The organism is Methylorubrum rhodinum (assembly GCF_014199935.1).
Lineage (GTDB): Bacteria > Pseudomonadota > Alphaproteobacteria > Rhizobiales > Beijerinckiaceae > Methylobacterium > Methylobacterium rhodinum.
On sequence record NZ_JACHOP010000001.1, the window covers coordinates 484511 to 508017 of the forward strand.

The 23507-nt window shown below is 71.1% G+C and carries 20 protein-coding genes and 1 other RNA gene; 9 read left to right on the top strand and 12 right to left on the bottom strand.

The window, feature by feature from the left end; all coding sequences use genetic code 11:
• Nucleotides 1–8: 8 nt before the first annotated feature.
• The 10 genes from HNR00_RS02180 to ssrA form a co-directional block, all read right to left on the bottom strand.
• Nucleotides 9–2234, bottom strand: coding sequence for a hybrid sensor histidine kinase/response regulator (locus tag HNR00_RS02180; protein WP_183564096.1), 2226 nt, complete (start codon nt 2232–2234; stop codon nt 9–11).
• Nucleotides 2235–2244: 10 nt separating this feature from the next.
• A complete protein-coding gene (locus HNR00_RS02185) occupies nt 2245–3924 on the bottom strand; it encodes a methyl-accepting chemotaxis protein (RefSeq protein ID WP_183564099.1) in 1680 nt (559 codons plus the stop codon).
• A 48-nt stretch (nt 3925–3972) separates the two neighbouring features.
• Nucleotides 3973–4497, bottom strand: a complete 525-nt coding sequence (locus HNR00_RS02190; RefSeq protein ID WP_183564102.1) for a chemotaxis protein CheW — start codon at nt 4495–4497, stop codon at nt 3973–3975.
• A complete protein-coding gene (locus HNR00_RS02195) occupies nt 4494–5969 on the bottom strand; it encodes a CheR family methyltransferase (RefSeq protein ID WP_183564105.1) in 1476 nt (491 codons plus the stop codon). Before HNR00_RS02195 ends, HNR00_RS02190 begins: the two co-directional genes overlap by 4 nt.
• A complete protein-coding gene (locus HNR00_RS02200) occupies nt 5966–6472 on the bottom strand; it encodes a chemotaxis protein CheW (protein WP_183564107.1) in 507 nt (168 codons plus the stop codon). The genes HNR00_RS02195 and HNR00_RS02200 overlap by 4 nt, the downstream gene beginning before the upstream one ends.
• Before the next feature lie 164 nt (nt 6473–6636).
• Entirely contained in the window at nt 6637–7122 is a 486-nt protein-coding gene (locus HNR00_RS02205) for a Ros/MucR family transcriptional regulator (RefSeq protein ID WP_183564109.1), read from the bottom strand.
• Between the two features lie 198 nt (nt 7123–7320).
• The gene (locus HNR00_RS02210; RefSeq protein WP_183564112.1) at nt 7321–10464 is read right to left on the bottom strand and encodes an efflux RND transporter permease subunit; all 3144 of its coding nucleotides are present in this window, start codon (nt 10462–10464) and stop codon (nt 7321–7323) included.
• Nucleotide 10465: 1 nt separating this feature from the next.
• On the bottom strand, nt 10466–11479 hold the full coding sequence (locus HNR00_RS02215; RefSeq protein ID WP_376770347.1) for an efflux RND transporter periplasmic adaptor subunit: 1014 nt from the start codon (nt 11477–11479) through the stop codon (nt 10466–10468).
• Between the two features lie 243 nt (nt 11480–11722).
• Nucleotides 11723–12364, bottom strand: coding sequence for an SspB family protein (locus HNR00_RS02220; RefSeq protein ID WP_183564118.1), 642 nt, complete (start codon nt 12362–12364; stop codon nt 11723–11725).
• 57 nt (nt 12365–12421) lie between these two features.
• Nucleotides 12422–12795: a transfer-messenger RNA gene (gene ssrA, locus HNR00_RS02225) on the bottom strand.
• A 42-nt stretch (nt 12796–12837) separates the two neighbouring features.
• Here ssrA and HNR00_RS02230 point away from each other — a divergent pair.
• The 8 genes from HNR00_RS02230 (at nt 12838) to HNR00_RS02265 (ending at nt 20573) form a co-directional block, all read left to right on the top strand.
• Entirely contained in the window at nt 12838–13695 is an 858-nt protein-coding gene (locus HNR00_RS02230) for a CPBP family intramembrane glutamic endopeptidase (protein ID WP_183564122.1), read from the top strand.
• Between the two features lie 198 nt (nt 13696–13893).
• Complete coding sequence (locus HNR00_RS02235) at nt 13894–14376, top strand: hypothetical protein (protein WP_183564125.1); 483 nt, start codon at nt 13894–13896, stop codon at nt 14374–14376.
• A gap of 110 nt (nt 14377–14486) precedes the next feature.
• Nucleotides 14487–15281: a thymidylate synthase gene (locus HNR00_RS02240; RefSeq protein WP_183564128.1), complete on the top strand. Its 795-nt coding sequence runs from the start codon at nt 14487–14489 to the stop codon at nt 15279–15281.
• Complete coding sequence (locus HNR00_RS02245) at nt 15281–15778, top strand: dihydrofolate reductase (protein WP_183564131.1); 498 nt, start codon at nt 15281–15283, stop codon at nt 15776–15778. The genes HNR00_RS02240 and HNR00_RS02245 overlap by 1 nt, the downstream gene beginning before the upstream one ends.
• 219 nt (nt 15779–15997) lie before the next feature.
• Entirely contained in the window at nt 15998–17146 is a 1149-nt protein-coding gene (gene hflK, locus HNR00_RS02250) for an FtsH protease activity modulator HflK (RefSeq protein WP_183564134.1), read from the top strand.
• A complete protein-coding gene (gene hflC / locus HNR00_RS02255; RefSeq protein ID WP_183564137.1) occupies nt 17143–18129 on the top strand; it encodes a protease modulator HflC in 987 nt (328 codons plus the stop codon). Before hflK ends, hflC begins: the two co-directional genes overlap by 4 nt.
• 113 nt (nt 18130–18242) lie before the next feature.
• Nucleotides 18243–19784 (top strand): DegQ family serine endoprotease, encoded by a 1542-nt coding sequence (locus HNR00_RS02260; protein WP_183564296.1) that lies wholly within the window; start codon nt 18243–18245, stop codon nt 19782–19784.
• 24 nt (nt 19785–19808) lie between these two features.
• Nucleotides 19809–20573 carry a hypothetical protein gene (locus tag HNR00_RS02265; RefSeq protein WP_183564139.1) on the top strand — a complete coding sequence of 255 codons (765 nt, stop codon included), beginning with the start codon at nt 19809–19811 and terminating at the stop codon, nt 20571–20573.
• Between the two features lie 83 nt (nt 20574–20656).
• Here the strand turns inward: HNR00_RS02265 and serB are convergent, their stop codons facing one another.
• A complete protein-coding gene (gene serB / locus HNR00_RS02270; RefSeq protein ID WP_183564142.1) occupies nt 20657–21553 on the bottom strand; it encodes a phosphoserine phosphatase SerB in 897 nt (298 codons plus the stop codon).
• Between serB and miaA the strand changes: the two genes are divergently transcribed.
• Nucleotides 21552–22529 carry a tRNA (adenosine(37)-N6)-dimethylallyltransferase MiaA gene (miaA, locus tag HNR00_RS02275; protein ID WP_183564145.1) on the top strand — a complete coding sequence of 326 codons (978 nt, stop codon included), beginning with the start codon at nt 21552–21554 and terminating at the stop codon, nt 22527–22529. The two genes, serB and miaA, sit on opposite strands and share 2 nt — an antisense overlap.
• Here miaA and HNR00_RS02280 read toward each other — a convergent pair.
• Nucleotides 22498–23373: an NAD(P)-dependent oxidoreductase gene (locus HNR00_RS02280; RefSeq protein ID WP_183564148.1), complete on the bottom strand. Its 876-nt coding sequence runs from the start codon at nt 23371–23373 to the stop codon at nt 22498–22500. The genes miaA and HNR00_RS02280 overlap by 32 nt on opposite strands.
• Nucleotides 23374–23507 lie beyond the last annotated feature (134 nt).

Here is a 23507-nt window from a genome sequence, read left to right on the forward strand (position 1 = left end):
TCCCCCGCTCACAGCAGCTGACCGATGGTATCCAGGAGTTCGCGCTGATCGAATTTCTGCTTCGTCAGGTAGGCGTCGGCCCCGAGTTCGAGGCCGCGGGCGACATCCGCCTCGTCGCCGCGCGAGGTCATCAGGACGACGGGCAGGCGAGCGAAGCTCTCCTCGCGGCGCAGGGCCTCGACCAAACCGAAGCCGTCGAGACGCGGCATCTCCACGTCGGCGACCACGAGGTCGACCGGCTCGATGCGCGCGCGCAGGCGGTCGAGCGCCTCCTGCCCGTCGACGCAGACGATCACGCGGTAGCCCGCCGCTTCCAAGATGCTCTTCTCCAGAGTGCGGGTCGTGATGGAATCGTCGACGACAAGAATGGTCGAACGTCGTTTCTCCGCCATCGTTCCGTCGCCCGAACTGTATCCTTTCGTACGGTCCGGGGAAGGTCTCGGCCCGGCGCGTCCGAGACGGGCGATGAGGCCGTCGGGATCGAGCACCAGGGCCGGCGTGTCGGTGCCGAGCACCACGGTGCCGGTGACGAGCGCCGGATCGACCCCGATCGGCGGGGCCGGCAGGACGAGGAGGCGGCGCACGTCGTGCAGGGCCTCGACGGTGACGACGCAGCGCCCCTGCGCCCCGCGCAGCCGCAGGGCCTGTACCGTCCCGGCCTCCCGCCCGGCCTCCCGCCCGGCCTCGGGCAGGCCGAGCAGGGCAGCGAGCGATGCGACCGGCAGGGTGGTGCCGGCGCGTTCTCCCTCGCCCTCGACCGGGACGACGGGACGGCCCGCCACGGTATCCAGGCCTTGGGGATCGAGCCGGATCAGCGCCTCGACGGCGCCGCTCGGGAGGGCGTAGCGGGTCCCGCCCGCCTCGACGATCACCAAGGGGCGCCGGGCGGCGGAGAGCGGCAGGGTCAGGACGAGCGAGGTGCCGTGCGGGTGGCGCGCGCTCAGCCGCACCTGTCCATGAAGCGCGCGGGCGACCTCGGCGACGACGGAGAGGCCCATGCCGCGCCCCGACAGGGCATCGACCGTGCCGGCGGTCGAGAAGCCGGGCTCGAACGGCAGCGCCAGCAGCCCCTCCGGATCGAGCCGCGCGTCCGGGGCGAGTAGCCCGCGCTGGCGGGCGGTGGACTCGATGGCCGAGAGGTCGGGCCCGCGCCCGTCGTCGTGGATGCCGAGCACGAGGCGCCCGCCCTGCGCCTCGATGCTGAGCAGGATCGCGAGCGCCGCCGGCTTGCCGGCGCGGCGCCGGGCCTCCGGCGGCTCCGCGCCGTGGCTCAGCGCGTTGCGCAAAGCGTGCAGCACCGGGTCCTTGAGCGACTGGAGCATCATGCGCTCCACCGGCAGGTCGAGGCCGCGGGCCGACACCTCGACGTCGCGCCCCTCGGCGCGGGCGAGGTCGCGCACCATCCGGGCGAGCCCGCCGAACACGGTCTCGGCCGGGACCAAGGCGAGACGTTCGGCCTCCTCGCGCACGCGGGCGGCGGCGGTCTCGACGGCGAGGTTGGCGGCCTTCTGGCCGAGCGCGAGGTCGGAGGCCTCGCGCGCCAGCGCCCCGAGCCCGGCCTCGATGTCGGCGAGCGCCCGGCGCAGCGCCGCGGCGTCGGCAACGGTCCCGGTCTGGCCGGGGCGCTGGGCGGCCTCGGCGCGGCGGCGCAGGTCGCGCGCCCGAGTCCCGATCCGCGTCGCGCGCTCGGCGGTCGCATTCTGGCCCGGCAGGGCGGCCCAGAGCCCGTGGCTCGCCCGCGTCAGCGCCTCGACGGCGGTGGCGGGCACGCGCAGGACGGCGAGCGAGGGTTCGCCCGCGGGTTCCGCCGCGGGGGCGGGTGACGGCGCCTGGGCCGGTTCGGGCTCCGGTGCGCGCGTCGATGCCGGTTTGGGCGCGGAGGGGTCGAGGCAGGCGGCGAGGGCGGCCATCGCGTCGTCCGGCATCGGGGCCGCGCCGCCCGCGGCGACGTAGGCCTCGATGCGGTCGAGCGCGAGATGGGTCGCGGCCCGCGCCTCCCGGTCGAGGGGGTGCTGTCCGGAATTGATGCGCTCGAACAGAGCCTCCAGCTGATGCGACACCGCCTCGACCGGCGGCAGATCGACGGCGCGCGCCGCGCCCTTCAGGCTGTGGGCGCGGCGAAAGACGTCGTGCCAATCCACCGCGCCCTCGGTGGCGAGCGCCGCGCGGATCGCGTCGAGATGCTCCCGGTGCTCGACCTCGAAGGCGGCGAGAAGCTGCTGGCGGATGTCCATCCGAGCCGCTTCAGAGCCGGTAGCGCTCGGCCAACGCCATCAGCCCCTGCGCCAACTCGGTGAGATTGGCCGAGGCCGTCTCGACCTCGCGGGTGCCGGCGGCGGTCTGCTGGCTCGCCTGCCGGATGTTCTGGAGCGCGCCCATCACCTGCTCGATGCCGAGCTGCTGCTGGTTGGTCGAGGCCACGATCTGCTGGAAGGTCTGCACGCCCTCCTCCACGCGGGCGGCCATCTCCTCGATGGTCCGCACGGTCGAGTCGGTGCGGGTCTTGCCCGCGGCGGCGCGCTTGACCGCCTCCTCGGTCAGCATGACGGACGCGTTGATGCCGCGCTGGATCTCGCCGAGGATGCCGCGCACCTGCACGGTCGCCTGCTTGGCCTGATCGGCGAGCAGCTTCATCTCGGAGGCGACCACCGCGAAGCTGCGGCCCTCCTCGCCCGCGGCGGCCGCCTCGATGGCGGCGTTGAGCGCGAGCAGATGGGTGCGCTCCGAGATGTCGTTGACCGTGACGATGATCTCGCCGATCGCCTGCGTCTTCTCCGACAGGGCGACGATGTTGCCGGCGACCGCCTCGCCCTGCTCGCGGATCGACTCCATGGCTTTTGCCGTGTCGGTGGCGGCGCGCAGGCCCGAGCGGGCGGTCTGCGCCGCGGCCTGGGCGGTGGCGATGACCTCGCTCGCGCGCTTCGAGATCTGGGCGCCCGAATGGGTGATCTCGTCCACCGTGGCGGCGGTCTCCTGCACGGCGGCGAACTGCTCCTCGACGCTCGCGGCCTGCTCCTGGGCCGAGGCGCGGATCTCGGCCGCGGCGGCGTTGAGGTCGGTCGTCGCCGCGCGGTTGGTGCGGGCGAGGTCGGCCAGCCCCGCGGCCATGCCGTTCAGCGTCGAGCCGAGGCGGCCGATCTCGTCCTGCCCGGTCCGCTCCAGTCGGCCGGTGAGGTCGCCCGCGCCGATGCGCTCGACGAAGCGCATGACGTTCTCTAGCGGGCGCACCACGGCGCGGCTGATCAGGATCGTCACGAGGATCGACAGGATCACCGAAGCGACCACGGTGATGGCGATCGACAGGCGGCTCGCCTCGTAGACGTCGCGCACGCTCTTCTGGCCGACCCCGATCACGCCGTCGAGGGCGGTGCGGGCATTGGCGATGCTGCGCAGCAGGCCGTCATGCAGGCGGTTGATGTCGTCGTTGCGGCCCTCGACCGTGGCGATGTCGCGGGCGTTGACCGCCTGCAACTGCGCCTCGCTGGCTGTCCGCACCTGGCGGAAGCTGTCGCTCACCTCGTCGATCACGCTTCCGAAGCGAATCCAGGCGGAGGCGCGCTCCGGCGAGATCGACGCGGCGCGGTACTCCTTCACCTCCGCCGCGATGATGGCGATCAGGCGCTCCAGCTCCGTGGCGTTCTGGCGCCAGCCGCCAAGGTAGTCGTCCGCTTGCTGGCGCTGCGGCGTCGCCTGCGACGAGGTCAGCACGGCGATCACCGCGTTGCGGCGCACCAGCCCCATGTTGCGCGAGACGTTGCCGAGGTCGTCGAGCTGGCGCAGCACCCCGATGTCGCGGCTGACGATGGTGTCGGTCATGTCGCGCACGGTCGCGATCTGGCGCAGCGCGTAGGCGCCGAGCAGGGCCACGATCAGGCTCGCCGCCACGAAGCCGAGGAGGATGCGTTTTCCGATCGAGAGCGACACGGGCGTTCGATGGCTCCGGTGCGGGGTTCCGGCTCGGGGGCCGGGCCGTCAGGTGAGGAAGCGGGCCAGCAAAGCCGGCAGGTCGAGGATCGTGAAGCCGTCGCGGACGTCGCCCGTCCGGTCCGAGGCCGGAGGGACATAGCCCAGAAGCGGCTCGCCTCCCAGGACCTCGGCGGGATCGGCCGGGACGGCCTCGATGCGGGCGATGCCGAGCACCCGGTCGACGCCGAGCGCCACGGCGACCTCCTGTCCGCGCAGCCGCACGAGATGGCCTTCGCCCGAGCCCATCGCGAGGCCGAGGCAGGCGGAAAGATCGAGGACGCTGACGATGGTCCCGGCCATGGCGCAGATGCCGCGTAGCGCCGGTGGCGCACCGGGCAGCGCCGTGCAGGGGCGCTCCGGCATCACGCCCGCGATCGAGGCCAGCGGCAGCCCGTAGCGCTCGGGGCCGCAGGCGCAGACGAGGTAGCCCGTCGTCTCGACCGCGCGCGCCCGATCCGCGGAGCGGGCGGCGAGCGCCGCCGCACGGGACTCGAGCAGGGCGTCGGTGCGGGCGTCGAGGGCGGCCTTCATGCGGGGTCTCGTGCGGACGGGCCGCCCATGCCGGAGAGGAGCGCCCGCGCGTTCTCGGCCAAGCGTTGGGCGCTCACTCCGTCCCCCTCCGGCAGAATCGTCTCGGGCGGCAGTCCTTGCGCGAGGCGCAGCGCGTTGTCGAGGGCGCGCGCGGCCTGCCCTCGCCGCCTACCCCGGGCGAGCAGCAGGCCGAGCTGGTAATGGGCCATGACGAAGCCGCGGTCGAGGAACAGCGCGCCCCGAAGCGCCCGCTCGGCCTCCGCCTCGCGGCCGAGATCGAGCGCGAGCAGGCCCTCGTAATAGCGAAGCGCCGGCTCGGTGCCCCGCCCGCCGATCCCCTCCTGGAGAAGCCGCCAAGCCTGGGCGGTCTCGCCCGCATCGGCGAGGTTTCGAACCTCCCGGAGAAGATCGTCCGGCTCGGCCGTCGCCACCGCCGGGGCTGTCGGCGGTGGCGGCGGAATCGGGGGCGGTCCGGCGCGTGGCGGCGGGACGAAAGCGGGCGGCACCTCCGGCACCCATGGCGGGAGCGGCACCTGCGCCTGGGCGACGACCTCCGTGCCCGCCGGGCGGTAGGCGACGGTGCCGGGGAGCGTCACCGGCTCCAGCCATTGCGCGAAGGCGGGATTCGGCTCGGCATGGCCGATCAGGAGCCAGCCGCCGGGCTGCAGCCGCTCGCCCAGCGCCCGCACGATCCGGTTCACGTGCTCGGCGTTGAAGTAGATCAACACGTTGCGGCACAGGATCAGGTCGAAGTTCGACCCCAAAGTCGCCCCCAAGGTCGTCCCCATGGAGGGCTGCGGTCCGTCGATCAGCGAGAGCAGGTTCTGCCGCTCGAACCGGACCATCCGGCGATAGACCGGGCGCAGCGCGTAGGCGCCGTGCGGGCGGCCCGGCCTGGCCGGCACGCGGCGGAACCAGCGCAGGCGCTCGGGCTCGCCCAGGGTCCGCAGGGCCCAGGGGCCGAACTCCGCTTCGCGGGCCGTGGCCAGCGCCTCGACGCTCAGATCGGTGCCGAGGATCGTCACCGACCATTCGGGTAGGGCCTCGCCGAGAAGCTCGTGCAGGAGGATCGCCAGCGAGTAGGGCTCGGCCCCGGTCGAGCAGCCGGCGCTCCAGACGCGCAGGGCGCGGACATCGCCGCGTGCCGCGATCAGGTCGGGCAGGATGCGCCCGCGCAGCGCCGCGAATTGCTCGGCGTAGCGGAAGAAGAAAGTCTCGCCGATGGTGATCTCGGCTTCCAGCGCCGCCCATTCGTCGCGCCCGCCGGGCCCGTCGAGGCGGGCGAGGTAGGCGGTGCAATCGGGGAGGCCGCAGGCCTTCAGCCGACGGCGGACGCGGTCGTGGAGGAGATCGTCCTTGTCGACGTAGTAGCTGTGGCCCGTGCGGGCGATCACACGCTCCTTGAGGGCGGGAAATCCGGGATCGGCGACCGCGCCCGCAGCGCGCCGCACGCGGTCGGACGGACGCGTCACGTGGATCGGGTGGCCTCGTCGAGGTCGCCGAACCGGGCGAGCCGGTCGCTGGCCTGCACGGCGAAGGCGTCGAGCCGCGTCCGCTCCTCCCGTGTCAGGATGCGCCGCAACGACAGCAGGTGGGCGAGGCCCTTGCCCCAGGCGAACTCGGCGACGACGCAGCCGTTCAGGCTGCGCGCCGGTTCGACCGGCTTGAGGCTGTCTCCGGCGACCGTGACGACATCCAGCGCCCGGTCGACCAGCAGGGCGAGCGGGGCGCCGCGGGCCAGCACCACGTGGCGGTAGGGGTCGTCCGCTCCCGCCTCGGCGCGCAGGCCGAGGAGGATCGCGAGATCGACCACCGGCACCGGCTCGCCCCCGAGATTGAGCAATCCGGCAAGCAGCCCGCCCGCGGCCGGCGGCGCGTGCAGGCGGGGCAGCGGCAGGATCTCGCGGATGTCGGATTGCGGCAGGGCGCAGGCCGTACCGGCCACGTCCACGATCAGATGGGCGGCGCCCGCCATGCCTCGTCCCCCGCGCGCGTCCTCCGCGACGGGGAGGCCGGCCGTCCCTCTCGGACGGTCCGGCTCACAATGTAGGGCAAGGGCCGCACCCGGGAAACGGGTCGAACGGCCGGGTGTCTGCCCGCACCGGGGACGGGGCGGGTCTTCGGCGGTCGGCCCCGTGGTCAGGCGACCTTCTGGCGGGAGCGGGACGGCTTCGGCTCCGGCTCGGCCTCCGGCTCCTCGATCCGGCCGCCGGGACGGCCCAGGCCGATCGACTTGGCGAGGGCCGAGCGCTGCGCCGCGTAGTTGGGGGCGACCATCGGGTAATCGTTCGGCAGGTTGTAGCGCTGGCGGTACGAGTACGGGTCGAGACCATGGGTGCCGAGATGGCGCTTCAGGGTCTTGTACGGCTTGCCGTCGATGAAGCTGATGATGGCATCGGGGGTCACGGACTTGCGGATCTGGGCCGGGGTCGGCTTCTCGACCGCCTCTTCCGTCGGGGCCGCCGCCGCGGTGGTGCCGCCGAGTCCGGTCAAGGCGGCGTGGACGTTGATGATCAGGCCTGGAAGCTCGGACGCGGGCACTGAGTTGTTCGACACGTAGGACGAGACGATGTCGCTCGCCAATTCCACGAAGTCGTTGAATGATTTCTGACTCTCTTCCGACATCCTGCTTGTCCGCTCCTATGGCCCCTCGGGCGCCAAGATCATACGCGTCGCGCGAAGACGCAAGGGAGCGCTGTAAAAAACTACGTTTGCCTTGTGGGTATTGAGATCCGAACACTCAAGTCGAGTCTGCTGCCGCGAGCGTAGTCGATCAAATGCAGGGATTGCCGATCCAATCCGTGCGCCCGCCGGGCCGGGGCCTCAGGCCGCGCCGTCAGGGCCGAAGCGGCCGTGGCGCAGGGCAAGCGTCGGCAGGATCAGGAGGTTTAGCACCGTCGAGGTGACGAGGCCGCCGAGGATCACCAGTGCCATCGGTCCCTCGATCTCGCGGCCCGGCTCGCCCGCCCCGAGCGCCAGCGGCAGGAGCCCGAGACCCGTCACCAGAGAGGTCATCAGGATCGGCACGAGACGATCTGCCGCGCCCTCGATCGCGGCCTGCCGGCCCCACGCCCGCCCCTCGACCGCGGTGAGGTGCTCGTAATGCGAGACCATCATGATGGTGTTGCGCAGGGAGATGCCGAACAGCGTGACGAAGCCGACGATGGAGCCGAGCGAGACCACCGCCCCGGTGGCGGCCACCGCCGCGACGCCGCCGACGAAGGCGAAGGGCAGGTTGACGAGGACGAGGATCAGGTTGCGGTTCGAGCCGGTGACGACGGCGAGAAGGACGACGATGCCGAGGCCGGCGAGCGCCGAATAGGCGATCAGGTCGCGCCGCGCCTTGGCCTGCGCCTCGGCCGCGCCGGCGAAGCTGACGTAGACGCCCGGCGGCAGCTTCACCTCGCGGGCGATCTTGCGCCGCGCCGCCTCTACGAAGGAGGCGACGTCCCGCTCCTCGACGTTCGACGTGATGGTCTGCACCCGCTGCGCGCCGATATGCTGGACGGCGTAGCGCCCCGACGTCTCGTAGATGTCGGCGACCTGGGACAGGCGGATGAAGCTGCCGCCGCGCACCCGGATCGGCAGGTCGCCGAGGGTCGACAGGCGGGTCCGCGTCGCGCGCTCCAGAATGACCGTGACGTTGAAGACGGCGTTGCCCTGGTAGGTCTGGCCGACGACGTCGCCCTGGTAGGCGGTGCGGACGATCTCCAGCACCTCGACGGCGTCGAGGCCCCAATGGCGCAGGTCGTTGGCGCGGAGCGACACGTTGATCTGCGGGAGGCCCGCGGGCGAGACCACCTGCACGTCGGTGGCACCCCTGACCTCGTCGAGTTCACGGGCCACATCCCGGGCGGCGGCCTCGATCGCGGCGAGATCGTTGCCGAAGACATGGACGGCGACCGGCGCGGTGAACCCCGAGACCGTCTCTTCGATGCGCTCGGTCAGGAAGGTCTTGAGCGAGAAGCCGGCGCCGGGCGTGGCCGCCATGATGGCGCGGATGCCGGCCTCCGCCCGCTCCTGGCCCTCGCCGTCGAGGCCCGCCGTGAGGTCGATATGGATCTCGCTGTAATGCGTGCCGCCGACATCGTAGCCCGCTTCCGCGCGCCCGACCTGCTGGGCGACCGCGCGCACGCCGGGCACCTGCTTCAGCGCCGTGGTCAGGTGTTGCCCGAGCCGCAGCGACTGCTCAAGGGAGGTGCCGGGCGCTGCCGCCATGTGCAGGATGAGGTGGCCCTCCTTCAGGTCGGGCAGGAAGGCGCCGCCGAGATAGGGCACGGCCGCAGCCGCGGCGATCACGCAGGCGAGCCCCAGCGCCATGATCCGCTTCGGCGCGCGGTCGATGCGGGTGAGGAGCCGCATATAGGCAGCCCGCGAGGCGCGCATCGGCAGCGGATCGAGGGTCGGCAGGCGCTTGCGGCGGGCGAGCAGCAGCACGGCGAGCGCGGGCGTCAGCGTCAGCGCCACGGCGAGCGAGGCGATCACCGCGAGGATGTAGGTGAGCGCGAGCGGCCCGAACAGGCGGCCGGCGACGCCCGTCAGCGCCAGCACGGGGAGGAAGACGAGGAGCACGGCGAGGGTCGCGTAGGCGACCGAGGTGCGCACCTCCATCACCGCGTCGAACACCACCGTCGGGCCGGGAAGCGGTGTTCCCAGGCGGCGGTTCTCGCGCAGGCGCCGCACCACGTTCTCGACGCCGATCACCGCGTCGTCCACCACCTCGCCGATGGCGATGGCGAGCCCGCCCAGCGTCATCGCGTTGAGGCTCTCGCCGAGCGCGACGAGCACCGCGACCGCGGCGATCAGCGAGAGCGGAATTGCCACCGCGCTGATGAGGCTGGTGCGCCAGTCGAGCAGGAACAGGAACAGCACCACGATCACGAGAAGCCCGCCCAGCGCGAGCGCCTGGATCACGTGGCCATTGGCGACCGTGACGAAGTTCGCCGGCCGGAACAGGTCTGTGCGCAGCGTGATGCCCTCGCGCTCCAGGCCCGGACGCAACTCGGCGAGCGCCGCCTCGACGCGGGCGGTGGCATCGACGGTGTTGGCGCCGATCTGCGCGCCGACCGAGAGCATCACGCCGGGCACGCCGTCGATCTGGGCCGCGCTGATCGGCGGCTCGGGGGCGTCGCGCACGTCGGCCACGTCGCCGAGCGTGACGCTGGCGCCGCCCTCGTTGACCAGCACGGTGCGGGCGACCTCCTCCGGCGTCAGCGACTGGCCTTCGGTCTGGAGGGCGATGCGCTGGTTCGTGGTGTCGACGAAGCCCGCGCCGCGCACGCCGGTCGCCTTGCGGGCCGCCGAGAGCACGTCGTTGAGGCCGATATTGAAGCGGATCAGGTCGCGCGGGCGCACCTGCACCTGGATCGAGCGGATGTCGCCGCCATAGACCAGCACCTCGGCGATGCCGGGCACCGCCAGCAGCCGCAGCCTGAGCCGCCAGTCGGCGACGGTGCGCAGATCGAGCAGCGAGCGCGTCGTCGAGGTTAGGCCGAGGACGAGCACGGTGCCGGTGGAGGAGGTCAGCGCCGTCATGGTCGGGGCCATGACGCCCTGCGGCAGGCGGCTCGCGATGGTGGCGAGGCGCTCGTTCACGAGCTGGCGGGCGCGGTAGATGTCGGTGCCGGTCGAGAAGGTGGCGGAGACGACCGAAAGCCCCTGGATCGAGGTGGAGCGGAGCGAGGCGATGCCGGGCAAGCCGTTGACCGCCCCCTCGACCGTCTGGGTGACGATGACCTCGACCTGTTCCGGGCTCAGGCCGGGCGCCTCGGTCTGGACCGAGACGGTGGGGGGCGCGAATTCGGGGAAGACGTCGTACTTCGCTTCCCCCAGCGCCATCACGCCGTAGGCGAGCAGCGCGAGGCAGAGCGCCAGCACCACGCCGGGAAAGCGCACCGCGAAGGCGACGAGGGCGGCCTGCGGGCCGGTGTGCGAAGGGGCCGGGGGCTTGGCCGGAGGCGCGGCCATCTCAATCGTCGTCGTCCATCGGCGCGGGCGCCTGCGCCCTCGCCTCCTCCGACAGCAGCGCCTGCGCGCCGCGCACAACGATCTCGGTCTCTGCCGTGAGGTCGCCGACGACGAAGGAATCGGCCGACATCACCGTCCCCGGCGGCAGCGGGTGGCGGGCGAACCCATCCTCGCCGACCGCGCGGAAAAACCACGCCCCGCCCTGCCAATGCACCACTGCGTCCTCGGGGACGAGGATGCCCTGGGTCGCCCGGTCGCCGGTGATGAAGGCCAGCGTGCTCATGCCGGGCAGGAGGCCGCTGTCGCCGGGGACGAGGTAGAACAGGCTCACGCCCTGGATGCGCTGATCGGTGCGGGTCGCGGGCGAGACGTAGCGGAGCGCCACCCGCTCGCTCTGCGGCGGCACCTCGGCAAACGCCGTGTCGGGCCGCCCTTTCAGGGTCTCGCCCGGCGGCAGCGTCACCTGCACGAGGAAGTCGGTGCGCTCGATCAGCCGCGTCACCGCGACCGAGCGCTCGACGATCGCCCTGCCGATCACCGGCCCCCATTCCTGCTGGGCGGTCGCCGCCAGCGTGCGGAGCTGCGATTGCGCCGCCGAGAGGGAGGCCTGATCGGTCTGGTAGGTGCCCTCCGCGGTCTCGACCTGCACCTGCGTCGCGTAGGCGCCGAGGCTGCGCGCGCGCTGGAACGCGCTCCTCGACACCTCGGCCCTGGCCTGGGCGGTCTGGAGCGCGGCCTGGGCGCTGGCATAGGCGTTGGTGAGTTCGGTGACGCGGGCGAGATCGAGGATGCTGCCATAGGCCTGGATCTCGATGCGGTGGCTGCCCGGCGCGACGTGCCGCGTCTCGACGCCGATGCGCGCCCGCTCGTCGGCGTCGAGTTTTACGACGACGCGCCCGTTCTCGATCGCCGTGCGCTGGACGGGCTTCGCGTCGGACTTGGCCTCGATAGCGGCCGACGCCGCGGGCGACCGGACGGCCGGAGGCTTCGCGAAATAATCGCCGAGGTCGGGCAGGCGGTTCAGAAGGCGTGGTTCGAGCGCGAGAATCAGCCCGCCGAACGCCAGGACGAGGGCGACGACGAGCCAAGCCTGTGAGCTGCCCCGCCCCTTCACCCGTACGCCCTCCCGCCGACGGCCCGATGCCGCCGGCCTGGATTACCGTTTTATCCCGGGTATGGATACCGAAATTGCCCGCTTGCCCTCACCGACGCGGGCCAATCCCCCCGCGCGGTAAACGTCTCGGCGGCGCGGGGCCGCTCAGTTCTTCTTGCGGAAGGCGTCGAGGCTGACGACCTCGGCGCTCGCTTCCTTGTCGCCTTTCTCGGCGGCCTCGGGCTTGACCTTGTCCTTATCCTTGCCGCCGTCCTCGGCCTCCTTCGCCTCGCGGGCGATGGGCAGGGCCGGAACGATCTTCGGACCGGCGGCGACGGGGGCGAGACCGGTGCCTTTCGGCTTGATCTCGGCGGGCTCGGAGGCCGCGCCGCGCGGGCCGGGCTTCGGGGCGGCGGTCGGCGTCTCGGCGGCGTCCTCGGCCTCGGCGCCCTCGTTCAGGTCGAACTTGAGGCCGAATTGCACGGAGGGGTCGAAGAAGCCCGACAGCGCGTCGTACGGGATCAGCAGCCGCTCCGGCACGCCGGAGAAGGACAGGCCGACCTCGAAGGTATGCTCCGTGACGTTCAGGTCCCAGAACTGATGCTGCAGGACGATCGTCATCTCCTGAGGATATTTTTCGCGAAGCCGCTGCGACATGCGCACGCCCGGCGCCTCGGTGCGGAAGGAGATGTAGAAGTGGTGCTCGCCGGAAAGCCCCTCGCGGGCCGCGTCGGTCAGCACCTTGCGCACGACGCCGCGCAGGGCGTCCTGAACCAGGAGATCGTAACGGATCAGGTCTTCGGCCATCGGCGCTCGCTTGTCCGGTCACGGCCGGAGGGCGGCAGCGCCGGGACGTGGAAAGTGAGTGGAGGTTTCTGTTGCCAGGTACCTCCGAACCCCGCCTAAACGGTGCTACCCGCTAGGACTTTAGGTCGGTTTTTGGCACCGCTTACGCGGCGACAGCCACCGGAGCAAAGTTGTCGTTGGCAACTATTGCAAAGGCCCGATAACGGCGGAACCATGCCGAGCGAAAGTGCTCCTTTTACGCCCTCGTCGATCCTATTTCGCCCCCGCCGGAACCCAACACCGGCCATGCGGCCATCGGTCCTGGGTTCGGGTGGAGGCGCCGGGTACCGCCCCCGGGTCCGATAGGTTTATTGCGAAGAACGTTTATCGCCATAGCCGGCCTTACGACCGGCAAGGCGAATATAGAGGGGCCGACGGCGGTTTTGAAGAGCGATCCGCGCTCAGACCCGCTCCGCGCTGGAAGCGTGGCCGATATGCCGCCCGATCCCATGGGCGCGACGGCGCACACGCTTCCGCGTTTCCCGCCGATTCGGCCCTCGCCGGCCGCCGCCCTGGTCTGGTTCGGGCGGATGCTCGGGCTCGTCCTGGTGCCGCTCGTCGTCCTCGTCGCCGCCACGGGGCTCGCCATCGCGCTCGTCCGGCTCGTCGGCGATTGGCGCCTCGGCATCGATCCGTTCGCCCCGACCGACCTGCGCCCGCGCCTGCCGCTCGCGGAGATCGCCGGCCGCGGCGTCCTCATCGACGTCCTGCGGCAGGTTCTGATGGCGCTGTTCGTGGTGGCGCTCGCCTCCTGGGCCTGCCGCGGCGCGGAGCGGGGGGCGCTGAGACGGCGCCTCGGTCTCGCTCGCCCGGCGCTCGACCGCGCCTCGACCCTGCGGCTTTGGCTGCTGCTGCCGCTCTGGCCGTTGATCCACATCGCCTGGGTCACGGCGACCGCGGCGGCGCTCAACGTCAATTTCGGCCAGGGCGTGCGGATTTCACCGTTCCTCGCGCCCGCGATGGTCGCCCTGTGGTTCGCCTTCGTGGTCGTGCTCGCGCCCGTCGCCGAGGAGCTGCTGCTGCGCGGCGAGGTCTACGCCCGAGCGAGCGCCTTCCTCGGGCCGGCGGCGACGATCGTGGCGACCGCGCTGATCTTCTGCCTCGCCCATGTCGGGCTGGAGACGGGGCCGAAGAGCGCGAATGCGCTGGCCCGCCCGCTGACCCTGCTGCCGCTCGCCCTCACCCTCGGCTGGCTCCGCTGGCGCACCGGCCGGCTCTGGCCCTGCATGCTGCTCCACGCCTGGAGCAACCTCGCGCTCCTCGTCTATCAACTTGGTCCGACCCTGCGCTGAGCGCGGGCAGCCATGCCGACGCACTCATGACCTCTCCAGCGTCCACCCTTTGGTTGCGTTGACGAGGACCCGGCGAGACTGTAGAGGACCGAGAAGATCGATCGTCGAGCGCTGCCCATGAATATTCGTATGACCAAGAAAGAAGTCGATCTATTCACGACTTTCTTGTCTCCGGCTCGGTCATATTTCGAATACGGGATGGGCGGCAGCACCGTGCTCGCCGCCAGGAAGGTGAAGGGTCCGCTCTACGCCGTCGAGAGCGACGAGGCCTGGATCGCGAAGGTGGCCGAGTCGATCGGACCTTCCGAGGCCGAGCGCAAGCTGATCTACGCCGATATCGGCCCGACCAAGAAGTGGGGCGTGCCAAGCTCGGATATCCGCAAGGATCACTACCCGAAATATTCCGGCGCCATCGTCGAGAGCGGCATCGACGATTTCGACCTCTGCCTCGTCGACGGCCGGTTCCGGGTTGCCTGCTTCCTCCAGGCGTTGCGCCACCTGCGTCCGGGCTGCATCGTCGGTATCCACGACTATCGCAGCCGCCCGAAATACCACGCCGTCGAGCAGTTCGGCCGTATCATCGCCGAGACCGAGGACCTGTCGTTCTTCGTCCACAGGACGGATCTCGACAAGGCGGCGCTGCAGACCGCCATCGAACGCTACCTCTACAACCCGGATTGATCGCCCCTGCGGAGGGGCCGAAACGCCTGCCGGCCCTTTGCGCCCCGCGGCGGTTCGGTCATAGAACCACCGGTCCGGCTCCACGGGGGCGCCCGGAAGCAGGCGGCCTCATGCGCGCGTATCACGATCTCCTGACCCGCATCCTCGAGGACGGCACCCGCAAGGAGGACCGCACCGGCACCGGCACGCTCTCGGTGTTCGGGCATCAGATGCGCTTCGACCTCGCCGAGGGGTTCCCCCTCGTCACGACGAAGCAACTCCATCTGCGCTCGATCATCCACGAACTCTTGTGGTTCCTGAAGGGCGACACCAACGTCCGGTACCTGCGCGAGAACGGCGTCACGATCTGGGACGAGTGGGCCGACGAGGCCGGGGATCTCGGCCCCGTCTACGGCCGGCAATGGCGCTCTTGGGAAAAGCCCGGCGGCGGCACGGTCGATCAGATCCGGTGGGTTCTCGACGAGATCGCCCGCAATCCCGATTCGCGCCGCCTCGTGGTCTCGGCCTGGAACCCGGCCGATCTCGACCGGATGGCGCTCGCCCCCTGCCACTGCCTGTTCCAGTTCTACGTCGCCGACGGACGGCTCTCCTGCCAGCTCTACCAGCGCTCGGCGGACGTGTTCCTCGGCGTGCCGTTCAACATCGCGAGCTACGCCCTGCTGACCGCGATGATGGCGCAGGTGACGGGCTACGCGCCCGGCGACTTCGTCCACACCTTCGGCGACGCGCATCTCTACGCGAACCATCTGGAGCAGGCCCGCCTCCAGCTCTCGCGCGAGCCAAAGCCGCTGCCGAAGCTGCGGCTCGACCCGGAGGTCCGCTCTCTGTTCGACTTCACGTTCGCCGACATCGCCATCGAGGATTACGCGCCGCACCCGGCGATCAAGGCGCCGGTGGCGGTCTGATGGCCTCCCGCATTGCCCTCATCGCCGCGGTCGCCCGCAACGGCGTCATCGGCCGCGACAACGGCCTCGTCTGGCGCCTGTCGAGCGACCTCAAGCGCTTCAAGGCGCTGACGCTCGGCAAGCCGATCCTGATGGGCCGCCGGACCTGGGACTCGATCGGCCGGCCGCTGCCGGGCCGGCGCAGCCTCGTGCTGACCCGCGACCGCGGGCTCACGATCCCCGGCGCCGAGATCGTGCATTCCTGGGACGAGGCGGTCGCCGCCGCAGGGCCCGAGGCGCTAATGGTGGTGGGCGGCGCCGAAATCTACGCGCTCGCCCTACCGCATGCCGACCGCCTCCACCTCACCGAGGTCGAGGCGGCGCCCGAGGGCGACGTGCATTTCCCCGCCTTCGACCGCTCGGCCTTCCACGAGAGCTTGCGCGAACGCCATCCGCCGGGGGAGCGCGACGAGTTTCCCTTCCAATTCGTGGATTGGGAGCGCGGGTCCGCCCGTTGATCGAACCGGGGCGCATTGGCCGCAGGGCCCCGGCGGGGGCTGAGCCGGTGGTTGCGGTTGCCATTGACGGGCGGCGCGCCCACCTGCCAGCCTTGACAGGACCGCTCGCGGCCACTCAGGTGCGCGGCGTCCGTAGGCTGCCGCAAACGCGTTCTCGCGGCTTGAGAAATTCGTCGCGCCTCATGCGGGGCGCAGCCTGAGCAGGAGTTCACGTCGAGAATGCCTTGGAGCAATCAGAGCGGCGGCGGTGGCGGCCCCTGGGGCCGGCCCGGCGGCGGCGGTAACGGCGGCGGTCCCTGGGGTGGCGGGGGCGGCGGCAAGACGCCCCCCGATCTCGAGGATCTGCTCCGGCGCGGACAGGACCGCCTGCGCGGCGTGATGCCCGGCGGCGGCTTCGGCGGCGGCAAGGGCCTCCTGATCGCGGCGGGCCTCGTGATCGGCGCGTGGCTCCTCACCGGCTTCTACATCGTGAAGCCCAACGAGGTCGGCATCAACACCATCTTCGGGCGCTACACCGGCACGACCGGCGAGGGCCTACGCTACAACTTCCCCTACCCGATCGGCACCGTGCAGAAGCCGAATGTCGGCGTCGTGAACTCGATCCCGATCGGCTACGTCGCCGGCGGCACCGCCCGCACCCGCGACGTACCGGAGGAGAGCCTTATGCTCACCGGCGACGAGAACATCGTCGATCTCGACTTCGAGGTGCAGTGGCGCGTCAACCCGCTCAAGGCCGAGGATTACGTCTTCAACCTCGCCAACCCCGACGGCACCATCAAGGCCATCGCCGAGAGCGCCATGCGCGAGGTGATCGGCCGGCGCAACATCCAGCCGATCCTGACGAACGAGCAGTCGAGCATCGCCCAGGAGGTCAAGGAGATCCTCCAGGCCGCGCTCGACGAGTACGGCGCGGGCGTGCGCATCGAGGTGGTGCAGCTCACCAGCGTCAACCCGCCCCCGGAGGTGCGGCCGGCCTTCATCGACGTGAACGCCGCCCAGCAATACGCCCAGCAGGTGCGCAACGAGGCCGAGACCTACGCCAGCCGCGAGGTGCCCCAGGCCCGAGGCAAGGCGAGCCAGGTGGTTCAGGGCGCGGAAGCCTTCCGCACCCAGGCGACCGCCGACGCGACCGGTCAGGCCGCCCGCTTCAGCCAAGTCTACGACTCGTACAAGGTCGCGCCTGCGGTGATCCGCGAGCGCATCTTCCTGGAGACGATGGAGAAGGTGTTCGGCTCCGTGAACAAGGTGATCATCGATCAGAACGGCTCGGGCATCTCCGGCGCGGGTGCCGCGGCCGGCGTGCTGCCCGTGCTGCCGCTGACCGACACCCTGCGGGCCCCTGCCGCGAGCGGAGCGACGAGCCGATGAACAATCCCGCCCTCCGCACGGGCCTTCTGGTGATCGCGGCCGCGATCGCCGTGGGCCTCTACGCCTCGGTCTTCACCGTCGGGCAGATGCAGCAGGCGCTGGTTCTCCAGCTCGGCCGCGTCCGCGACGTGCTGAACCCGGTCGGCCAGAACAAGCCGGGCCTCTACTTCAAGGTGCCGTTCGTCGACAGCGTCGTGCTGTTCGACAAGCGCGTGCTCGACCTCGACCTGCCGGTGCAGCCGCTGCTCACCGCCGATCGGCAGAACCTCGAGGTCGATGCCTTCGCCCGCTACCGCATCGTCGATCCGCTGAAGTTCTACCAGTCGGTCGGCACCATCGCGCAGGCGAACCAACGTCTGGCGAGCTTCACCAACTCGGCGCTGCGCAACGTGCTCGCCCGTTCCAGCCGCGACGCGCTGGTGCGGACCGACCGCGCCAAGCTGATGAACGACATCCAGGAGAGCGTGAACCGCGAGGCCAAGGGGCTCGGCGTCGAGATCGTCGACCTGCGCATGACCCGCGTCGATCTCCCCGCCAAGAACAGTCAGGCGGTCTACGACCGCATGACCTCGGAGCGGAAGAAGGAGGCGACCGACATTCGCGCCAACGGCGATCAGGCCGCGACCCTCATCCGCGCCAAGGCCGACCGCGACGTGACCGTGATCCTGGCCGAGGCCAACCAGAAGGCCGAGGAGCTGCGCGGCGCGGGCGAGGCCGACAAGAACCGCATCCTCGCCGAGGCCTTCGGCAAGGACGCCGACTTCTTCGCCTTCTACCGCTCGATGCAGGCCTACGAGCACGCGCTCAAGGGCCAGGACACCAAGCTGGTGATGAGCCCGAACTCGGACTTCTTCCGCTACTTCTCCGATCCGCAGGGCCGCAAGCCCGCGGCGGCCAAGGGAGATGCAGCGAAGGGGGATGCGGCGAAGGGCGACGCGGCCAGGGACGAGACGGCCCCCGGCACGACCGGGACGGTCCGCTAAAGGCCGGACATGCGGCATCGGCGGCTGGCGCCCTTGATCGGGGTGCCGGCCGCCGAATTTATAGGCGGGCCCGAAACGGGGCCGCTTCAGAGACCATGAGGAAACCGCCCATGATGCCCGCTGCGAGATTCGCCGCGAATGCCGACCGGGCCCGTCGGCCCTCGCTCGCCCGGCGCGCCGGCTCGGCGCTCGCCGCCGCGGTTTTGGGCGTGACGGTCGCCGCCACGTCGATCCCCGCCTTCGCCAAGGGCCCCGAGTCGCTCGCCGACCTCGCCGAGAAGGTGACGGATGCGGTGGTCAACATCTCGGCCTCCACCACGGTGGAAGCCAAGAGCAGCGGCCGCAGCCTGCCGCAGCTCCCTCAGGGCACCCCGTTCGAGGATCTGTTCGAAGAGTTCTTCAAGCGCCGCGGCCAGGGCCAGGGTACGCCCCGCAGCGAGGAGGACAGCCCGCGCTCGCCCTCGCGCAAGTCGAATTCGCTCGGCTCCGGCTTCATCATCGACGCGTCCGGCATCGTGGTGACGAACAACCACGTCATCGGCGACGCCAACGACATCCAGGTGATCCTCAGCGACGGCGTGAAGCTGAAGGCCGAGATCGTCGGCAAGGACCCGAAGCTCGATCTCGCCGTGCTCCGTGTGAAGCCCACGACCGAGCGCCCGCTCAAGGCCGTGCCGTTCGGCGATTCCGACAAGATGCGCCCGGGCGACTGGGTGATGGCGATCGGCAACCCGTTCGGGCTCGGCGGCTCGGTCTCCGCCGGCATCGTCTCGGCGCGCGGCCGCAACATCGAGTCCGGTCCCTACGACAACTACATCCAGACCGATGCGGCCATCAACAAGGGCAATTCGGGCGGCCCGCTGTTCAACATGGACGGTGAGGTGATCGGCATCAACACCGCGATCCTGTCGCCGTCCGGCGGCTCGGTCGGCATCGGCTTCGCCGTCCCGTCGGGCACCGCGAGCCCGGTCGTCGAGCAGTTGCGCCAGTTCGGCGAGGTGCGCCGCGGCTGGCTCGGCGTCCGCATCCAGAACGTGGACGACGCCACCGCCGAGGCGCTCGGCCTCAAGGGCGGCGCCAAGGGCGCGCTGGTGGCCGGCATCGACGAGAAGGGTCCGGCCAAGACCGCGGGGCTCGAGGTCGGCGACGTGATCGTCAAGTTCAACGGCGTGCCGGTGAAGTCGTCGAGCGAGCTGCCCCGCATCGTCGCCGCGACGCCGGTCGGCAAGCAGGTGGACGTGCAGGTGGTGCGCAAGGGCGAGGAGCAGACCAAGTCGGTGCTGCTCGGGCGCCTGGAGGACGGCGAGAAGACCCAGGTCGCCAACGCCAAGCAGCCGGAGGCGGAACCGGTCAACCGCCAGATCCTCGGCCTCAACCTCACCGGCCTCTCCGACGAGGCCCGCAAGCGCTACAACATCAAGGAGACGGTGAAGAGCGGCGTCGTCGTCACCAAGGTCGATCCGAACTCGACCGCCGCCGACAAGCGCATCCAGGCGGGCGAGGTCATCGTCGAGGTCGGCCAGGAGGCGGTCTCGACGCCCGCCGACGTCACCAAGCGCGTCGAGGCCCTGAAGAAGGAGGGCCGCAAGTCGGTGCTGCTGCTGGTCGCCAGCCTCAGCGGCGACGTGCGCTTCGTCGCGATCGGGCTCGACTAACGGCAACCGGGCGGCGGCGCGGCTTTGGGGCTCCTCGCCGTCAAGCTCGCCGTCACGCCGCTGCTGATGGCGCTGGTCACGCTGGTGAACCGGCGCTTCGGCTCGGCGGCCGGCGGCATCGTCGCCGGCCTGCCGCTGACTTCCGGGCCGATCTCGATCTATCTCGCCCTGGAGCAGGGCCTGCCCTTCGCGGGCGAGGCCGCCCACGGTTCGCTGGTCGGCGTCGGCGCGGTGCTGGCCTCCTACCTCGCCTACCTCCTGGCGAGCCGTCGCCTTTCGGTACTTCCGTCCTGCCTGACCGGATTATTCGGATTCGTGGTCTGGGCCGTGGCCGCCGGCCGGATCGATTCGGACACCGCCCTCGTTCTCCTCGACCTCGCCCTGACCGGCCTGCTGCTGGCCCTCACGCGCGGCGCCCCCGCGGGCACCCGCCCGGCGCGGCTGCCCGCCTGGGACCTGCCGGCGCGAATCGCGGTCTCGACCGGTCTCGTCGTGCTGGTGACGCTCGGGGCGCCGCTCCTCGGCCCGGCCCTGAGCGGGCTGCTCGCGCCCGTGCCGGTGATCGCGTGGCCGCTCATCGTCTTCGTCCACGCCCAGAGCGGGAGGCCGGAGGCCGTCGCCACGATCCGCGGCACGGTGTCGGGCGCGGTCGGGCTCTGCGCCTTCAACCTCGCGGTGATCCGCCTTGCGCCGACCGAGGGGATTGCCGTCACCTTTGCGGTGGCCCTGGCGGTCTCGCTCGTGGTGTCGCTGGTGCTGGTCGGCGTCATCTATCGCCGGAGGGCGTGAAGCGAAAGCGCTCCGTCTCGCAACGACGCGGCGAAACTAAAGGCGAGGCGATCAATCGACCATGGGGGGCGTCGGGCGCTGCCTCAGCCGACGAACTCGGCCGCCGAAAACCCCTGAAGGTACAGAAGCGCCGTCAGATCGCCGTGCTCGATCCGCACCCGCGCCGCATCGGCGACCTTCGGTTTGGCCCGGAACGCCACGCCCACGCCCGCCTCGCCGAGCATCGACAGGTCGTTGGCCCCGTCGCCCACCGCCAGCACCTCGCTCTCGGAGAGCCCGAAGCGCCCGCGCAACTCGATCAGCGTCGCGCGCTTGGCCTCCGCCCCGACGATGGGCTCGACCACCCCGCCGGTGAGGTGCCCATCGGCCACGTCGAGGACGTTGGCGCGGGTCTCGTCGAAGCCGATCGTCGCGCCGATCGGCCCGGTGAACCGGGTGAAGCCGCCCGAGACGAGGCAGGCATAGGCGCCGTGCGCCCGCATGGTCGCGACCAGCGTGCGCCCGCCGGGCGTGAGGCGAATGCGGTCGCGGATCAGCCCGTCGATCACATCGACCGGCAGGCCCTTGAGCAGGCCGACCCGCTCGCGGAGCGCCGGCTCGAAGGCGATCTCGCCGCGCATCGCCCGCTCGGTGATGGCGGCGACCTCGGGCTTGATGCCGACGAGGTCGGCGAGTTCGTCGATGCATTCCTGCTCGATCATGGTCGAATCCATGTCGGCGAGGAAAAGCCGCTTGCGGCGGTGCGCGCCGCCGGGCAGCACCGCCACGTCGATCGGCTCGCCCGAGAACGTCGCGCGCAGGCGCTCGGCGAGTGCGCTCGCCTCGTCCGGTTCGGCCGGGACCAGCAGTTCTGCGGCGACTTCGCCATGCAGGATGCGGGGTCGGTGATCGGTGGCGAGCACCCGGCGGGCCTCGGCGAGGACCGCGTCCGTGATGGCGGGCCGGGCCGGGTTTGCTATCAGCGTCGCGACGAGCGTCATGCGAAGGCTTTTCGGAGAGGACACCGTGCCGGAAGGACCCGAAGGAGGCCGCCCTGCGGCGGTTCTCATCGCAGGGCCGACCGCCTCGGGCAAGTCGGCCCTGGCCCTGGCGCTGGCCCGCGCCTTCGACGGCGTGGTGATCAACACCGACTCGATGCAGGTCTATGCGGATCTGCGCGTTCTCACCGCCCGGCCGAGCCCGGCGGAGGAGGCGCAGGCCCCGCACCGCCTCTACGGCAGCATCGACGGCGCGGTGAATTTTTCCGTGGGGCATTTCCAGCGGCAGGCCGCGGCGATCCTGGCCGAGGCCGACGCGGCGGGCCGCCTGCCGATCTTCGTCGGCGGCACCGGCCTCTATTTCCGCGCCCTCGACGAGGGCCTTTCGGATTTGCCCGAGGTGCCGGAGGCGATCCGCGAGGCCGGCAGAGCCGAAGCCGAGGGGCAGCCGACCGAGGCGCTGCACGCGCTGCTGGCCGCGCGCGATCCCGGGAGCGCCGCGCGCCTGCGCCCCTCCGACCGGATGCGGGTGATGCGGGCGCTGGAAATTTTCGCCGCCACCGGCCGCCCGATCGGCTCGTTCCACGACAGCCGCGAGCCCGGACCGCTCACCGGCCGAACCCTCTTGAAGATTTTCCTGTCGGTCGAACGCGAGGAATTGCGGCGCCGGATCGACGCGCGCTTCCTCGCCATGATGCAGGCTGGCGCCCTCGACGAAGTCGCGGCGCTCCGCGAAAAAAACCTCGATCCGCTGCTGCCGGTGATGCGCGCCCACGGCGTGCCGGGGCTGATCGCGCATCTCGACGGCGCGCTCTCGCTGGACGAGGCGATCCAGCGGGGCCAGGGCGATACCCGCCGCTACGCCAAGCGCCAGCACACGTGGTTCCGCCACCAGATGGGGGCGGGCTGGCACTGGCTCGGGCCCGACGAGGCCCGAGCCTTTGCGATCAATCGGCTTTCCGCTCCAGCCGGGCGATGAGCGAAGAGGTGTCCCACCGCTTTCCGCCCATGGCCTCGACCTCCGCGTAGAACTGATCGACCAGCGCCGTCACCGGCAGCCGGGCGCCGTTGCGGCGCGATTCGGCGAGCAGGATGCCGAGGTCCTTGCGCATCCACTCCACCGCGAAGCCGAAATCGAATTTTTGGGCCTTCATGGTCTTGCCGCGGTTCTCCATCTGCCAGGAGCCGGCGGCACCCTTCGAGATCACCTCCAGCACCGCCTCGACATCGAGCCCGGCGCGCTTGGCGAAGTGGATCGCCTCCGACAGCCCCTGCACCAGCCCGGCGATGGCGATCTGGTTGACCATCTTGGTGAGCTGGCCCGAGCCCGACGGTCCGAGCAGGCGGCAGGAGCGGGCATAGGCCGCGATCACCGGCTCCACCTCCGCGAAAGCTCCTTCCTCGCCGCCGCACATCACGGTGAGCACGCCGTTCTCGGCGCCCGCCTGCCCGCCGGAGACCGGCGCATCGATGAAGCGCAGGCCCGCCGCATCGGCCGCCGCGGACAACTCGCGGGCCACTTCGGCCGAGGCCGTGGTGTGATCGACGAAGACCGCGCCGGTCTCCATCCCGGCGAAGGCACCGTCCTCGCCCAGCACCACCGAACGCAGGTCGCCGTCGTTGCCGACGCAGGCGAAGACGATGGAAGCGCCCGCGGCCGCCTCCCGCGGCGTCGCGGCGGCCCGTCCTCCGTGGGACGCGACCCAGGCCTCGGCCTTCGCTCCGGTGCGGTTGTAGACCGTGACCTCGTGGCCCTTCGCGGCGAGGTGTCCCGCCATCGGCGCGCCCATCACGCCGAGCCCCAGGAACGCGACTTTGGCCATGGATTGTCTCTCCCGGTTCGGATTCGATGCGTGGGACCCGCTTTATCGCCGAGCCGGCCGTATTCAAAATGCCGATCGCCGAAGCGATCCGCTTCAGAGGGGGGAGTCACGGCCCGGTCTGCGGCAGGAGCAGG